General features: G+C 75.1%; 13 protein-coding genes and 1 pseudogene. 6 read left to right on the top strand and 8 right to left on the bottom strand.

Features of this window, described 5'->3' with window-relative positions; translation table 11 throughout:
• The 7 genes and pseudogenes from ACFXA3_RS11825 to ACFXA3_RS11795 form a co-directional block, all read right to left on the bottom strand.
• A pseudogene (locus ACFXA3_RS11825) lies at positions 1-263 on the bottom strand (class I SAM-dependent methyltransferase); the annotation flags it as partial.
• Between the two features lie 209 nt (positions 264-472).
• A complete protein-coding gene (locus ACFXA3_RS11820) occupies positions 473-1024 on the bottom strand; it encodes a hypothetical protein (protein WP_385185388.1) in 552 nt (183 codons plus the stop codon).
• Positions 1025-1082: 58 nt separating this feature from the next.
• The gene (locus ACFXA3_RS11815; protein ID WP_385185385.1) at positions 1083-1772 is read right to left on the bottom strand and encodes a GNAT family N-acetyltransferase; all 690 of its coding nucleotides are present in this window, start codon (positions 1770-1772) and stop codon (positions 1083-1085) included.
• 5 nt (positions 1773-1777) lie between these two features.
• Complete coding sequence (locus ACFXA3_RS11810) at positions 1778-2512, bottom strand: SDR family oxidoreductase (protein ID WP_385185382.1); 735 nt, start codon at positions 2510-2512, stop codon at positions 1778-1780.
• Between the two features lie 80 nt (positions 2513-2592).
• Entirely contained in the window at positions 2593-3099 is a 507-nt protein-coding gene (locus ACFXA3_RS11805; protein ID WP_385185379.1) for an SRPBCC family protein, read from the bottom strand.
• A gap of 66 nt (positions 3100-3165) precedes the next feature.
• On the bottom strand, positions 3166-3780 hold the full coding sequence (locus tag ACFXA3_RS11800) for a hypothetical protein (protein ID WP_385185376.1): 615 nt from the start codon (positions 3778-3780) through the stop codon (positions 3166-3168).
• A gap of 42 nt (positions 3781-3822) precedes the next feature.
• On the bottom strand, positions 3823-4860 hold the full coding sequence (locus ACFXA3_RS11795; RefSeq protein ID WP_385185373.1) for an NUDIX domain-containing protein: 1038 nt from the start codon (positions 4858-4860) through the stop codon (positions 3823-3825).
• A gap of 345 nt (positions 4861-5205) precedes the next feature.
• Between ACFXA3_RS11795 and ACFXA3_RS11790 the strand changes: the two genes are divergently transcribed.
• The gene (locus tag ACFXA3_RS11790) at positions 5206-5646 is read left to right on the top strand and encodes a hypothetical protein (RefSeq protein WP_385185370.1); all 441 of its coding nucleotides are present in this window, start codon (positions 5206-5208) and stop codon (positions 5644-5646) included.
• A 140-nt stretch (positions 5647-5786) separates the two neighbouring features.
• Positions 5787-6461 (top strand): NAD(P)-dependent oxidoreductase, encoded by a 675-nt coding sequence (locus ACFXA3_RS11785; RefSeq protein WP_385185367.1) that lies wholly within the window; start codon positions 5787-5789, stop codon positions 6459-6461.
• Here the strand turns inward: ACFXA3_RS11785 and ACFXA3_RS11780 are convergent.
• Positions 6455-7459 carry a helix-turn-helix transcriptional regulator gene (locus ACFXA3_RS11780; RefSeq protein WP_385185364.1) on the bottom strand — a complete coding sequence of 335 codons (1005 nt, stop codon included), beginning with the start codon at positions 7457-7459 and terminating at the stop codon, positions 6455-6457. The two genes, ACFXA3_RS11785 and ACFXA3_RS11780, sit on opposite strands and share 7 nt — an antisense overlap.
• Before the next feature lie 104 nt (positions 7460-7563).
• Here ACFXA3_RS11780 and ACFXA3_RS11775 point away from each other — a divergent pair, with 104 nt between their 5' ends.
• From ACFXA3_RS11775 to ACFXA3_RS11760, 4 genes are all read left to right on the top strand, one after another.
• Positions 7564-8217 (top strand): TIGR03086 family metal-binding protein, encoded by a 654-nt coding sequence (locus tag ACFXA3_RS11775; RefSeq protein WP_385185361.1) that lies wholly within the window; start codon positions 7564-7566, stop codon positions 8215-8217.
• A 130-nt stretch (positions 8218-8347) separates the two neighbouring features.
• Entirely contained in the window at positions 8348-10153 is a 1806-nt protein-coding gene (locus ACFXA3_RS11770; RefSeq protein WP_385185393.1) for an RNA ligase family protein, read from the top strand.
• Complete coding sequence (locus ACFXA3_RS11765) at positions 10153-13170, top strand: poly(A) polymerase (RefSeq protein ID WP_385185359.1); 3018 nt, start codon at positions 10153-10155, stop codon at positions 13168-13170. Before ACFXA3_RS11770 ends, ACFXA3_RS11765 begins: the two co-directional genes overlap by 1 nt.
• Before the next feature lie 311 nt (positions 13171-13481).
• Positions 13482-15638 carry a discoidin domain-containing protein gene (locus ACFXA3_RS11760; protein WP_385185356.1) on the top strand — a complete coding sequence of 719 codons (2157 nt, stop codon included), beginning with the start codon at positions 13482-13484 and terminating at the stop codon, positions 15636-15638.
• Positions 15639-15763: the final 125 nt, after the last annotated feature.

Genomic DNA, 15763 nt, shown 5'->3' with positions numbered 1-15763 from the left:
GAGTCGAAGAGGTCACATACGGTGAACTCCTCGCCCTCCCGCAGGTACCCCCCGAGGAAGATCGCGCTCTTCCCCATGAACGCGCCGAGCTCCAGAAGATCGCCCGGCTGTTCCTCCCCGCCGGTCCGGCGGGTCAGGAACCAGTCGAAGAGCACCTGGTCATAGCCCGAGAACCACCCCTTGACCTGGCTGTACGCGGTGGGTGCGGGCGGAGCCGGCTCGCCGTCGGGGGTGGTGACGGGAGCTTGGGAAACGTGCGACACGGAGAGCAGCCTCCAGTGAAACGGCATCGGATCAACGCTGATACCCGGCCGGGTAGGCCGACTTTAAGCCCCCGAACAGCCGTCTGACGAGACTTTGTACCCAGCGGACAGAACGACCGGCTCCGATTTCCCGTCTTGCTCCCGATTGGCCCCGTGATCTTCCCGCGGACGCCGGGCCCCGGCCGGGCCGGATCCGGCCCGCGTGGGCTTCAGCCCCGGAGCTTGGGAAGGGTGGGGAGACCGGGGCGGCTGCGGTGGCCCAGGCGCTGGGCGGCGGTGTTGCGCACGCGTCGTGTGCGGCCCGCGGTGGCGAGCAGGTCCAGGGCCTCGAACGAGCTCAGCGACTGGACGGCGGTGAGCTGGCACCAGTCGGAGGCGACGGTGAGCTCGGCCGCCGACCACGGCCCGCCGTCCGTGATCGCCTTGAGCAGGGTCCACTCGCGCAGCCGGCGGGCCGGGAAGGCGCGGGCGCCGATCGCGGCGCCCATGGCCCGCGCCCAGTCGGGAAAGCCCGGGTCGGTCAGCAGGCGGGGGGCACGGCGGCCGAGGTGGGTGACCACCGCGCTCTCGGCCATCACCGGGTCGCGATCGCGCAGCACGGCGGCCACGGCGTCCGCCTCAGGTCCGACGGCCGTGCCGGCCGCGGCGGCCAGGGCGTCGAGGTGGCGGGGGTAGCGCCATTGGTCGGGCACGGTGGCCGTGCCCTCGATCCGGAGGACCGGGCTGCCCCCCGGGCGTATGTGGTTCTCGCTTCTCCCCATGCGTCCCATTCCACACGACCGCGGTGACGGGCCGGTGCGCAGGGGTGCCCCGGCAACGTCAGCCGGCGTACGCGGACCGTGCCGGGGGCGCCGGGGACACGCGGGGTGCCAGCAGGGCCTCCGAGCCCACCGGGCGGAACCCGGCGGCCTGGAAGGCCCGGATGCTGCGGGCGTTGCCCGCGGCCTGCTGGGACCAGACCGGTGCGCCGCCGGGGACGAGGTGGCGGGCGGCGCGGGCCAGGTCCCGGCCCAGGCCCCGGTGGCGGACGCCCTCGTCGACCTCGATCGCCGTCTCCCAGCGGCCCGCGACACCGCGGCCGAGTACGAGCACTCCCCCGTCGGCCGCCCAGACCCGTACGTCGTCGCGGCGGCGCAGGGCCCGGCGCACCCGGGGGTGGTCGGGGTCGGACACCTCGCGCAGCTCCAGCGGCGGGTCGCCGGGCAGCGGGCCGGCGACGGTGAGCAGGTCGATGGTGTCGGTGGCGCGGCCGGTGCGCTCCAGCAGGGCACCGAGGAAGCGCGGGTGCATCGAGGCGGCCAGGGCGTCGCAATCGACGGCGGCGAGGGTGGCGCGCACCCAGTGCGGGTCCTCGTCGGTGAACACCACGGAGTGCGCGGTGAACGCGATGACTCCCGCGTCGCGCGGGCTCGGCTGCGCCACCACGGTCGTGCCGCCGTCCGCCGGCGGGAACTGCCCGCGGGCCGCCGCGTCCAGGATGTCTTCGAGGGTGTCGCCCGTGTCCGCCATGCCCGTCAGACCTGCTCGAAGGTGAAGGACTTGATGAAACAGTCCCGGGGCTGGCCGATCGCGAAGAAGATGCAGTCCACCAGCGACTGGGCGGTCAGCGGGTCCTTCGCCGTGCGCGGGGCGTTCTCCCACTGCGGGGAGAGCGGGTCGTGGTTGTCGAAGTCCGGCGGGTAGAGCGAGATGACGCGCACGCCCCGGTCCCGCAGCCGGCGCGAGAGGACCTCGGTGAATCCCGACTGGGCGGACTTGGCGGCGTAGAAGGCGTCGTGGGCGTCGGAGCGGTGGTTGCCGGTCTCGCCGCAGCCCGAGACCATCGTCACGATGTCGGGCTTCGCGGAGTTCAGGAGCAGCGGGAGGAAGGCCTTGGTGACGAGGACGGTGCCGGTGGCGCCGGAGGCCAGGGTGTCGGCCACGTCCTCGTCGGAGGCGGAGAGCAGGTCGGGGCCGTGCTGGTAGCGGGACCCGTTGTTCAGGAGTACGTCGACGTGGTCGGCGCGGGCGGCCACCGCGGCGGCGAACTCCCTGACGGAGGCCGGGTCCGTGAGGTCGCACGCGTACGCGTGGACGCGGTCGCCGTCGTAACCCTGCGCGAGGATCTCCTCGCGGACGCGGGCGGCGGCTTCGAGGGTGCGCGCGGAGAGGTGGACCTCGGCGCCGCGGGCGGCGAACCGGAGGGCCAGGGTGCGCCCGAAGTCGCGGCCCGCGGCGGTGATGACGACGCGGTGGTGCTCGAAGTCCATGCCAGCGCTCCCGAATAGGTGGTCGCTGCACATGATCTCAGGCGCGGCGGCGCGCCGTTCGGCGGGGTGCCCAGCCGGGCTCAGGCCTCGTGGGCCTCGGGAATCTCCTGCCCGGCCAGCGGAGCGCCGGTCTCCAGCAGGGTCTTGAGGCTGGAGACGAGCATCGGCCAGGCCTGGCTGCACATGCCGATCAGGGTGCCGTCGGGGGCGAAGCCCTCGTGGCGGACGGTCAGCCGTGCGAGGGTGTCCCCGACCGGCTCGATCTCGTACGTCACCTTCGTGCGCCGTTCCCGCGCGAGCTCGGCGCGCAGCTCCTCGGCGATCCCCACGGAGGCCGCCCACTGCGGGGTGAAGGTGTGCCAGGTGTACGAGAGGCGGCGGTCGGGAACGCATTCGAGGACGACCTGCTCGGGATCGCTGGTCCGCGCCCCGCGCTCCACCCAGTCCATGGCCGACCCCACCGCCCAGTCGGTCTCGAAGCTGAGCCCCCAGTACCGCCGGGTGAGGGCGGGATCGGTGAGGGCCTCCCAGACCCGGGCGGGATCGGCCTGGATGTAGACGGTGTAGGTGATCGTGCTGTCGTTCATCCCCCCATCCTGGGCCCCGATGCCCCGCGGACCGGGGACCGACCGCCCCACGGCGGGGCCGGCCGGTCAGCCGGCGTTCAGGGCGACCGCACAGATCCCGCGTCCCGCGGCGGCGGCGCTCCGCCAGACGCGCAGGGGCCCGTCGGTGACGGGTTCGTCGCGGCAGCCGTGGTCCAGCCAGTCCCGGGCCCGTTCCTCCCGGGTGAAGGTCAGCGCCCGCTCCACGTCCGGCAGGGTCCGGCGGACCCCGGCGGCGGTGAGGAGCACGTTCCCGCACCAGCCCGGCAGCAGGGCGGCCCGGTCCGGGCCAACGGCGTGGAAGAGGGCGGTCACGGCATGGTCCTTGCGGTGCACCGAGACGAACATGTCCGCGGTGTCCGGTTCGGGCTCCCAGACGTCCTCCATCACGTGGAACGCGGGGTCGGTGATGCCGTTGCAGACGTCGTCGACGTGCTCGCCGGGCCGGGTCAGGGCCCGGAAGGAGTCGATGGCCCCCTCGTGCTCCCGGTCGGCGTACCAGCTGCGGTGGTCCGGGAGCGGGGCGCGCTGCCAGGCCTCCCAGCGGCGGCGCGCCGCCGGATGCGCACGGTCGGCCCGCAGGGCCAGAGCGAGGCGGGGAGCGAGCTCTGCGATGGCGGAATCGGGGTGGCTGCTGATCGACCAGACACTGGTGAATCCCATGACGATCACGCTACGGGGCACCACTGACAGCGCGCGGCGCGGTCACTCGTGCGGGCGGTCGTGCAGGGGATCCTCCGGGAGTTGGGTGAGGGGGGTGCGGGGTGGGGACGGGAGGCCGAGGCGGGTGCGGGCCGTGTGGACCGCGGCGAGTTCGGCGTGGCCGGCCGGTCCCCAGTCGGCGAGTTCACGGACCTGCTCCGGGGTGGCCAGCAGCCGCGCGTACTGCGGGTCCGCGGCCGGGGGCGGGCCGGTGAGGCGGCCCACGGCGCGGGGATGGGCGGCGTCGCCGGCGCGGCGGTGGCCGAGCGGCGCGGAGCCCGGCGCCGGGGGCGGCAGGTGCGCGGCGCCGGTGCTCCGGGAGATCAGGAGCAGGACCCGGCCGTCGGGGGCGAACAGCCAGGCCGCGGGCTCCCGTACGGGCAGTGCCGCGGGGGCCGGGCCGCTGTGCCAGGTGCCGTGGAACGGGGTGCGGCGGGTGCGCAGCGCCCCGAGCCGGTCCAGGGCGGTCGGCACGGTGGGGCGGCCGTCCTCCAGCAGGGCCGGGCCGCCGCCGTTGATGCGGGCGCGCAGCGCCGACAGGGCGCGGCGGGCGTCTCCCGGGTCCATCAGGCCGGGCAGGTCGGCCGGTTCGGCGAAGTGGACGGCGGTGATCTCCTGGGCGGGGAGGCGGATCGCGTCGATCCGCTCGGCGCTCCAGGTGCCGCCGTCGTACACGTACAGGATCTCCCCCGGGAAACGCATCTCGGGCGGGAACCCGGGGATGTCGGCCGGGATCCAGTCCACCGCGAGCCCGCACGGATAACTGCCGTCGACGCCGAGTTCCTCCCGCACCTCGCGGGCCGCCGCGGCGGCCGGGGCCTCGCCGGCGTCCACCGCGCCGCCGGGCAGCAGCCGGTCGGGGCGGTAGTCGACGCTCTGGACGAGGACCCGGCCGTCCGTGTCGGTGACCAGGACCACGGCTCCGGTCCAGAGCGCGGCCCGCGAAGCCCCGTACTCCTGCGGGGTCATCCACGTGCCCGGCCCGCCGCCTCCGTCGCCGCCGTCGTCGTCCGTCACGGCCTCGTCGGTCAGCTGCGGCATCGGGACTCCGTTCACCGTGGATGGGCCTTCCGCCCGTGCAAACAGCCCGTACGGCCCGCGGGTTACGCCGGCCGGGCATCCCGGACCGATGACCACGGCTTTGCCGTCCCCATACCTGCTTATTACCTTGTTACGTCCTCGCTGGTACGTTCGCGTCGCGGACTGGCGGCCTGAGAACCGCCGGTCCGACCACGTCACGGGACCCGGACCGGACCCGCACCGAGGAGCGCCGGTCGCGCCGCCCACCCGGCCCGGATCCGGGTCCGGATCCGGGTCCGGCCCCCGCGTCACTCTTTCGCGTGAGGGCGTGTAGGTCCGCCCGGTTCCGTACGGCAAGCTGGGCGGATGCAGTTGCGCCGGGTGGCCGTGCCCCTGCCCTTGATGCTCGCCACGCTGGCGCTGACCGCCGGGTGCGTGACCGTACGGCCGAGCGGGCCGCCGGCGCCGGCCCCTACGGCTCCGGCGGCGGACCGGACGCCGGCGGTCGGGGCCCTGCCGCTGGGCCGCCTCCCGGCGTCCGAGCCCCCGCCCGCCTCGCCCGCGGCCGTTGCGGAACCGGCAGCTCCCGCGCCGCCCGAGGACGACCGCACACCACGGCGCTCCGGCGACGGCGCACCCGGCCGCCCGGCCCACCCCGCGCACCCCGCCCCGGCACCGGAGCCCCGCAAGCGGCCGCCCGCCCGGCCGAAGCCCCGGCCCGCACCGCAGCGCGCGTACGACATGACCGCCCTGTGCGAGGCGGCCAAGGGCACGGTCTCCCCCGAGATCGTGGCCCTCTGCGGCTAGGGCCCGTCTTTCGGACCGGGCCGGGCGGGATCATCCGAGTGGACCCGGCCCGGCTGCCGGGTGTCGGGGGGCGGGTTCGCTTGGATGGGCGGCGCGGGTCCGACCGGCGGCCCGTACCGCCCCCATCCCAGGGAGTCGCCATGGCGAAGATCGCCCTGTTCGGCGCGACCGGCACCATCGGAACCCGCGTGCTCCACGAAGCGGTCGGCCGCGGCCACCGGGTCACCGCCGTCGTCCGCGACCCCGCGAGGCTCGGGGATTCCGCGGACTCCGCCGATGTCGCCGATTCCGCGGACGAGGTGCTTCAGGGCGACGTCCTCGACCCGCACTCCGTCGCCGAGGCGGCCGCCGGCCGGGACGTGGTCGTCAGCGCCGTCGGCCCCGGGTCCGGGGACCCGGGGGTTCTCGTGGCCGCCGCCAAGTCCCTGATCGGCGGCATCTGCACGCTCGACCAGGACGCCAGGCCCCGTGTGCTCGTCGTGGGCGGGGCGGGCTCGCTCCGCACCCCCGCGGGTCCGCTGGTCTGGGACGCGGCGGGCGTCCCGGAGCCGGTCCGGGCCCTGATGCACGCCCACGGGGAGGCGCTGGACTTCCTGCGCACCGTGCCCGTCGAGGAGGTGCGCTGGAGCTGCCTGAGTCCCGCGGCCGACATGGCTCCGGGCGAGCGCACGGGCGCGTACCGGCTGGCCCTCGACGACCTGGTCGCCGACGAGGGCGGCGGCAGCCGCATCTCGGCCGAGGACTACGCCGTGGCCCTGGTCGACGAGATCGAGCGCGACGCGCACCCGGGCAAGCGGTTCACCATCGGCTACTGACCGGCGATGACGTCCTTGCCGTCCGCCGCGGCCGCGTCCGGCGCGGCCGGCGCGTCCGCCGCGTACGTCGCCACGAGCTCGGCGCCGAGCCGGGCCAGCCACTGCCGTACCTCCGGCGGCTCCAGGACCTCGACCCCCGCCCCCAGTCCGGCCAGGTGGCCGGCCAGGGCCTTGGGGGCCGGGCCGTCGACCCACACCTCCGTCCAGCCGTCGGGCAGCGGACCGCCGACCCGCACCCGGCCGCCGAGGAACCGTTGCAGCAGGCCCAGGGTGCCGGGATGGACCCGGGCCCGCGCGGAAACCGCGTTCATGCCCTGCTGGAAGGCCCCGGACAACTCCTGCCAGGCGGCGGCCAGATCGAAGCCGGGCGGCCGGACCACCGGTTCGCCGGTCGGCTCGACGGAGCGGACCCGGCTGAGCCGGAAGGTGCGCAGCCCCTGGTCCGTACCGGCGACGAGATAGTCGACGCCCGCCTTGGCGACGAGGCCGAGGGGGTCGACGGTGCGCTCGCCGGCCGGTTTGCCGACGCCCGCGTACCCGAGGCGGACGCGGATCCCGTCCACGACGGCGCCCTGGAGCGCGGAGCGGTGGGCGGCGTCGGCGGTGACGGCGCTGCGGGACCAGTCCGTGGCGTCCACGACCCCGGCGCGGGTGGCGGCCCGGGCCTGCTCCCGCAGGCCGGGTGGCAGGGCCCGGACCAGCTTGCGCAGGGTGGTGCGCAGTTCGGGAGTGGCCGTCATGGGCCCGGCGACGAGGAACAGCGCCCGGATCTCCTCGGCGGTCAGCCCGGTGAGGTTGGTCCGCGCCCCGCCGACGAGCGACCAGCCGCCGCCGCGGCCCCGCTGCGAATAGACGGGTATGCCGGACGCGGCCAGGGCCTCCAGATCACGCCGGGCGGTGCGCTCGGAGACCTCCAGTTCGGCGGCCACTTCGGAGACCGTGACCCGGCCGCGTTCCTGGAGGAACAAGAGGGTCGCCACCAGCCGGTCCGCTCTCATCTGCCGTCCCCCTCCCGCCGCGGCGGGTTCCGTCGATCCGGTCGTTTTCATTCTCTTCGGAAAACAGGCCAGAAGGTGGCCACTTTGCCTCCCAGGATGAACTCATGACTGAAACCACGCAGCTCACCGAAACCCCGTCCGCCTCCGCCACCTCCTCTTCTTCCTCCGCTTCCTCCGCCTCCTCCGCTTCCTTCGACCCGCGGGCCGACCTCGCCGCGGCCGTCGAGCTTGCGGGCCGCACCCTTGCGGCCGTCCGGCCCGAGCAGTACGGCTCCCCCACTCCCTGTGACGATTTCGACGTGCGCCGGCTCTCCAGCCACCTCGTCGCCGTGGTCCGCCGGATCGCGGTGATCGGGCGCGGCGAGGACCCGTTCAGCGTCCCTTCCTTCGCCGACGAGATCGCCGACGGCGGGTGGGCCGCGGCCTGGGAGCCGGGGGCCCGTGACGTCGCGCAGGTGTGGGCGGACCCGGAGATCCTCGGCCGCACGCTGCGTCTGCCGATGGGCGTCCTGCCCGGTGCGGCAGCGGCGGCCGTCTACACGCACGAACTCGTCGTGCACACCTGGGACCTGGCCAGGGCGACCGGTCAGCAGCCGGAGTGGGACCCGGCGCTGATCGAGCGGGTGCGCGCCGTCGTGACCAAGGCGCTGCCCGCCGAAACCCGCGGTGGCCGGATCCCGTTCGCCGAGGTCGTGGCCGTGGACCCGGAGGCCCCGGCCATCGACCGGCTGGTCGCCTGGGCGGGCCGCCGGCCCTGAGGCCTGGTCTTGCAGGCCGGGCCCTAAGGAGGGGTCCCGAGGCCGGGCCCGCTCTGCGGTTAATGGGTGGATGGCCCCGCTCCGGATACCTAGAGTGACGGGGCACCACGTCGTCGAGCAGGAGCCGGTCATGCGCACGCACTATCCTCGCACCCCGCATCTGCCCTGGTCGCCGGGGGCGGCGGCGGACGACGTGCGTGCCCTCGGACTCACCGGGCTGGCCGGGCGCGAGGTCGTGGTCACCGAGAAGCTCGACGGGGAGAACACCACCCTGTACGCGGACGGCCTCCACGCGCGTTCCCCGGACTCGGGCCACCATCCCTCGCGGGCCTGGGTCAAGGGGCTGCAGAGCCGGATCGGCGCCGGCATACCGGCCGGGTGGCGGGTGTGCGGGGAGAACCTGTACGCCCGCCACTCGCTGCCCTACGAGGACCTGGACAGCTGGTTCTACGGTTTCTCGGTGTGGGACGGGGAGCACTGCCTCGACTGGGACCGGACCGTGGGATTCCTGCACGGCCTCGGCGTGCCCTCCCCCCGCGTGCTCTGGCGGGGCGTCTTCGACGAGCGCGCGCTGCGCAAGCTGCGGCTCGACACCGCACGGCAGGAGGGCTACGTCGTCAGGACCGTGGCCGGGTTCGAGCGGGCGGACTTCGGTCGGTGCGTCGCCAAGTGGGTGCGCGGCGGGCACGTGCAGACCGACACGCACTGGATGTACGCCCAGGTGGTGCCGAACGGGCTCGGCCCGCAGGCCGCACTGTGGGCCGTGCGGTCGGGCTCCGAGCCCGACGCGGCGCAGCTGTCGGCGGCCCTCGGCATGGATCCCGTACCGGGCGTCGCGGTCGAGCCGGTCGTCGCCGAAGTGGCGGGCCGGCTCGACGCGTCGGGCCGCACCGGGGAGGCCCGGCTGGCCGGCGTACTGGCCGCCGTACTGCACCGCGCGCCGCGGGCCCGGATCGCGGCGCGGCTGGCGGCGGGGCCGCTCGGCATGCCGACGGCCCGGCGGGTCGCCGACCTGGTCGGGCTGTACCCGCGCCTGCAGCGGCCGTTCCCGGACGAGGGCCGACGGGCCGGGCTGGTCCGGATGGCCGCCGCCGCCGATCTCGGGGCGCTCCACGCGCTCGCCGGGGCGGCGGCCGCGGGGGACGCCGGGGCGCGGGAGTGCGTGGAGTGGTCCGCACTGTGCGCAGAGGAGGCGGGGCTGCTCGGCCCCGACCCGCTGGGTCCGCTGCGCGCCGGGCTGCGGGAGGCCCTCGCGGGTCTCCATGCGGACGCGGCCGACCGGTGCTGGGCCCGGGCCCGGGAGGCGTTCGGGCGGGGCGGGATCTCCACCGCCGAGGAGGCGGTGGCCGCGACCTGGCGGTGGCGCGACGGCGGCTTCCCGCAGCTGGTGCAGCTGTGCGGGCCCTCCGGCAGCGGTAAGAGCACGTACGCCCGGAGCCTGCCGGGCGTGTCCGCGTACATCGGTCTCGACGATCTGCGCGCGGCGCGGGGTTCCCGCTCCGACCAGCGGGCCAACGCGGACGTGCTGCGCGAGGGCCTGGACCGGCTGGACGCGGCGCTCGCGGCGGGCGGCACCGTGGTGTGGGACGCCACCTCCCTCACGGAGCAGCAGCGGGGCCTGGCCGGTGCGGTCGCGCAGCGCCACGACGCGCTCGTCACCCAGGCCGTGGTGCTGGTCGAGGAGGCGGAGCTGGTCCGGCGCAACGCCGTCCGCCCGCACCCCGTACCGGCGCAGGTGCTGACCGCACAGCTGCACCGCTTCAGTCCGCCGTATCCCGGGCAGGGGCCGGCGCACCGCATCCGGTACGTCGGCGCGGGCGGGACCGTGGAGGACACGGCGGGCGCCCTCGGCGCGGCTGCGGCGCAGCCGGCCGCGGCGACACCGACGGAAACAGCACCGGCACCGGCACCGGCGGCAGGGGGCGAGGACCGCTGATGCGTACCAGTGAGGAGCTCTACCACCAGGTCCGCTGGGACCCCCGGTTCGATCCGGCGCGGTTCGTGTTCGGGCTGCACCAGCGCGGGGCGCCGCCGAAGCGGATCCCGCTGCACTCGTTCGTCCCCGGCGGCGACATCCCGTGGCACCGGGTGCTGTTCGTCGAGGCGGACGGCGAGCTGGTGTGGGACCGGGCGAGCGGTGTGGACCTCATCGACTCCACCCTGGCCGGCCGGGTCCGCGCACCGCGGCTGCTGCGCGCCCCCTTCTTCACCGCACGCACCCCGCACGCATGGGATCCGGCGGGCGGCGGCGCCTGGCGGCCGGCCGGAGCCGGGCACGTGACACCGGATCCCGCCCCGGCGCCGCAGCGCGTCCGGCTGCTGACCTGGAACACGCTGTGGGACCGCTACGACGCCCCGCGCATCGACACGGCCCGGCGCAGGCCGATGCTGCTGGCCGACCTGGCGGCCGCCGACGCGGACGTGATCGCCCTCCAGGAGGTCGAACCCGAGCTGCTCGGGATGCTGTTGGCGGCGCCGTGGGTGCGTGCCGGGTACACGGTGGGCACGGACCCGCGCGGCAAGGACGTCGCCGCGAGCGGACTGCTGGTGCTGAGCCGGCTGCCCGTCCGGGAGGCGGGGCTGCACCTGCTGGGGCCGCACAAGGCGGTCGCGGCGGTGACGGTGGACGGCGCGGACGGCCCGCTGGTCGTGGCCTGCGTCCATCTGACGAGCGATCACACCGAGAACGGAGCCGGTCGCCGCAGTACCGAACTCGCCAGGATCTCCGAGGGGTTGGGCGGCATCGAGGCCGATGTGGCGCTGCTCGGGGACTTCAACGACGGCCGCTGCGGAGCGCAGGGGCCGGCCGCGGCGCTGGGCATGCGCGATGCCTGGAGCGAGGTGCACGGGGCGCAGGACGCCACGCCGACCTTCGACCCGGTGGCCAATCCGCTGGCCGCGGTGGGCTCGCTGTCGGGACGGGCGGCCCGGCTGGACCGGGTCCTGCTGCGCTCGGCGGACGCACGGGTGCGGGAGGCGGTGCTGCGCGGCAACACCCCGGGAGCGGAGGGGCTGTTCATCTCCGATCACTTCGGGGTCGAGGCGGTGGTGGACTTCGGGGTACGGGACGAGGGGCGCGCCGCGGTGCTCGATGTACGGGCGACCGCGCGGACGGCGGTGGCCTGGCTGCCGCCGCACGATCCGGTGGTGGAGGAGCTGCGCCGCGCGCACGACCCGGCCGCCGGCCGCTGGCCGGCGCACGTGAACCTGCTGTTCGGTTTCGTACCGGAGTCCTCGTTCGAGGCGGCGCTGCCGCTGCTGGCCGAGGCGGCCGCGCAGACGGCGCCGTTCACGGCCCGGCCGGCCGGGGTGTACGACTTCGGGCACCGGGAGGACGCCACGCTGTGGCTGGACCCGGCGGCGGCCGGTGAGGCGCCGTGGCAGCAGTTGCGCCGGAGCCTCGCCGAACGGTTCCCGGGCTGCCGGGGCCGCGACGGCTTCACCCCGCACCTGACGCTCGGGCGCAGCCGCGATCCGCAGCGGGCGCGGGCGGAGTTCGCCGCGCGGCTCGGCGGGTCCGGGGCGGGCGCGCCGGTCGGGGTCGGGGAGCTCGCGGTGCTCTCGCGCCGCGGGGACGAGCCGATGCGGGTCCGGGCGACGGTGGAACTCGGCACCGGCGCCTGGCGTTGGATCCCGGAGCCGCAGACACCCCCGACCCCACAGGCCCCGGTCCCGCACGCCCCGGCTCCGGAGGTCTCGGCCCCGCGAGGCCCCGCTCCGCAGGCCCCTGCGGTGTCCGGGCCCGGTGCCCGGTCCGCGGCCGAGCAGGTCCGGGCGCGGATCGCGGGGGCGTTGGGCAACGGGGTGGTGCACCTCGCCGGATCCCGGCGGATGGGCTGCGCGCTGCCGGACGCGGACGTCGATCTGGTCGCGGTCCTGCCGGGGGCGCCCGGCATCGCGGAGGTGCGGGAGCGGGTCGCGGCAGCACTGCCGGAGGCCGAGCGGATGCGGGAGGTCGTCGGTGCCCGGGTGCCGGGGCTGCGGCTGCGGGTGGCCGGACTGGACGTGGACCTGGTGGTCGTCGCCACGGGCGGACTGGATCCGGCGCAGGCGGTGGGACGGCGGGCGGAGCTCGGCGAGGCCGCCTCGATCGCCCTGAGCGCCGTGAGCGACGCCGATGCGGTACGGGAGTTCGTCGGCCCGGAACGGCAGGCGGCATTCGCCCGGCTGGCCCGGGAGGTCAAGGCGTGGGCCCGCGCCCGGGGGCTGGACTCGGCGCCGTTCGGCGGGCTGCCGGGTCTGGCCTGGGCGGTGCTGGCCGCCCGTACGGTCCGCGACGCCGTCGACCCGTCCCCCGCGGCCCTGCTGCAGGAGTTCTTCGGGACCTGGGCCGCCTGGGACTGGCGTGACCCGGTCGCCCTGACGCCACCCGCCCCGGCGCCGGACACGGACCCGGACCCGGACGCGGACACGGACACGGACCCGGGCTCCGCCCCTGCGCCCGTCACGGTCCTGACCCCCTGCGCGCCGGTCCGCAGTTGCACGGCGCAGGTCGGCCCGGGGCTGCTCGACCTGCTGGTGCGGGAGCTGTACCGCACGTGGGAGGAGGGCGAGGCCGGAGCGGGCCACGGGGTCGCGCCGCTGCACCGTCGGCACGCCGGCTGGGCGGTGGTGACCGTACGGGCCGACGAGCCACGGGAGTTCGAGGAGCGGCTGGGCCGGGCCCGGGGCCGGATGCGGGCGCTGCTCGGCGCTCTGGCGGAGGCCGGTGTCCGGGAGGCGCACGCCTGGCCGCGGCCCTTCGCGCTCTCCGCCACCTCGGCCCGGTACGCGATCGGTCTCGGCTCGGCCCCGCCGGACGCGGCCGGTCTCGCGGCGCTCGCGGGCCGCTGGTCCGCCGACCTCCCGGGCGTCGAGGTCGACCGGGCGGAGTGCGGCGCGGTCCCCACCCTCACGGTCCCCACCCTCGCGGTGCCCGCGCCTTCGGTTCCCGCCCTCCCCGACGCCAAGTAACGAACGCATGGCGGCGGCGCCTCTCCCCTCGGGATCACTCTCCGAACACTGACGGGGTGTGACACGTTCCGTCCCGCCCAGCGGGCGCGGCGGGACAGAGCGGTCACACGTCTCAGTAGATTGCGGCCACCTTTTTTCGTCAACACTTTTCACAAGGATTGAAGAAACCCCGAGTTCACTGGCCTCAGCGGCAATTGACACCCTCTCAAGCCTTCAATTCATGAACGCTGGAACCCTTGACGCTCCACCTGACGGGCAGTTCACTCACGCTTCGATCCCCCGGATCGATCCCCGATGTCAGGAGAGCCCCCATGCCCCGCCTCTCGGACCATCCCCCGCGACCGGCGGTCGCGGCCCTCGCCGCCGCCCTCGTCGCGGCCCTCCTCGTCCTGCTGCCGGGTACCGCCGCCCAGGCCGCGCCCGTGCTCCTGTCCCAGGGCAGACCCGCCACCGCCTCCAGCCAGGAGAACGGCGGCACGCCCGCGTCCGCCGCCTTCGACGGCGACACCACCACCCGCTGGTCGAGCCAGTTCGCCGACCCGCAGTGGATCCAGGTCGACCTCGGCGCCCCCGCCCGGCTCAGCCAGGTCGTACTGCGCTGGGAGACCGCCTACGCGACGGCGTACCGGATCGAGCTGTCCGAGGACGGCACCCACTGGAGCACCGCCCACTCGACGACCGCCGGAACCGGCGGGGTGCGGACCCACGAGCTCACCGGGACCGCCCGCTACGTGCGCGTCACCGGCACCCAGCGCGCCACCCCGTGGGGCTACTCGCTCTACGAGTTCCAGGTGTTCGGCACCACCGACGGCGGCCCCGCCCTCCCCGGCGGCGGCGACCTCGGCCCCAACGTCATCGTGTTCGACCCGTCGACGCCCGGCATCCAGGCCCGGCTCGACGAGGTGTTCCGGCAGCAGGAGTCGGCCCAGTTCGGCGCCGGCCGCTACCAGTTCCTGTTCAAGCCGGGCACGTACAACGGCCTCAACGCCCAGATCGGCTTCTACACCTCCGTCTCGGGACTGGGCCTCAGCCCCGACGACACCACGATCAACGGTGACGTGACCGTCGACGCCGGCTGGTTCGGCGGCAACGCCACGCAGAACTTCTGGCGTTCGGCCGAGAACCTCGCGCTCAACCCGGTGAACGGCACCGACCGCTGGGCCGTCGCCCAGGCCGCGCCGTTCCGCCGCATGCACGTCAAGGGCGGTCTCAACCTGGCCCCCGACGGTTTCGGCTGGGCCTCCGGCGGCTACATCGCCGACTCGAAGGTCGACGGCCAGGTCGGCAACTACTCGCAGCAGCAGTGGTACACCCGCGACAGCGCGATCGGCGGCTGGGGCAACGGCGTCTGGAACCAGGTCTTCTCCGGGGTGCAGGGAGCACCCGCCCAGTCGTTCCCGGACCCGCCGTACACCACGCTCGACTCCACGCCCGTCTCCCGGGAGAAGCCCTTCCTGTACCTGGACGGGGCCGAGTACAAGGTCTTCGTCCCGGCCGAGCGGGTGGGCGCCCGCGGCACGTCCTGGGGCAACGGCGCGCCCCAGGGCACCTCACTGCCGCTGAGCCGGTTCTACCTGGTCAAGCCCGGCACCACCGCGGCGACGATGAACCGCGCGCTGGCCCAGGGCCTGCACCTGCTCTTCACCCCCGGCGTCTACCACGTCGACCAGCCGATCCGCGTGGACCGCGCGGACACGGTCGTGCTGGGCCTGGGCCTGGCCACGATCGTCCCCGACAACGGGGTGAGCGCGATGAAGGTCGCCGACGTGGACGGAGTGCGGCTCGCCGGATTCCTGATCGACGCGGGCCCGGTCAACTCGCCGAGCCTGCTGGAGGTCGGGCCGGCCGGCGCGAGCACGGACCACGGCGGCAACCCGACGACCGTCCAGGACGTGTTCATCCGGGTCGGCGGCGCCGGCCCCGGGAAGGCCACCGTCGGCATGGTGATCAACAACCACGACACGATCGTCGACCACACCTGGATCTGGCGGGCCGACCACGGGGACGGCGTGGGCTGGGAGACCAACCGCGCCGACTACGGCTTCCGCGTCAACGGGGACGACGTCCTCGCCACCGGGCTGTTCGTCGAGCACTTCAACAAGTACGACGTGGAGTGGAACGGGGAGCGCGGCCGCACGGTCTTCTTCCAGAACGAGAAGGCGTACGACGCCCCGAACCAGGCGGCGGTCCAGAACGGCTCCACCAAGGGCTACGCGGCCTACAAGGTGGCCGACTCGGTGACCGCCCACGAGGGCTGGGGCCTGGGCAGCTACTGCTACTACAACGTGGATCCGACGATCCGTCAGGACCGCGGATTCCAGGCGCCGGTGAAACCGGGCGTGAAGTTCCACGACCTGCTCGTCGTCTCGCTAGGCGGCAAGGGCCAGTACGAACACGTCGTCAACACCACGGGCGCGCCCACCTCGGGCACGTCGACGACCCCGTCCACGGTGGTTTCGTACCCCTGACCCACGCAGGCGCGGTGCGGCTCCCCCGGCCGCGGGGGGCCCGCCCCCACCGGGGGCCCACGCGCCCCCGAGGGGGGCCCGGGGGCGCGTCGGGGAGAAAAGGCGCCCACGCGGGCGCGACAACA

The organism is Streptomyces sp. NPDC059456, assembly GCF_042750055.1.
Classification (GTDB): domain Bacteria; phylum Actinomycetota; class Actinomycetes; order Streptomycetales; family Streptomycetaceae; genus Streptomyces.
The sequence above is the reverse complement of the archived record's forward strand: the minus strand, read 5'-3'. Positions and strand labels throughout refer to the sequence as shown.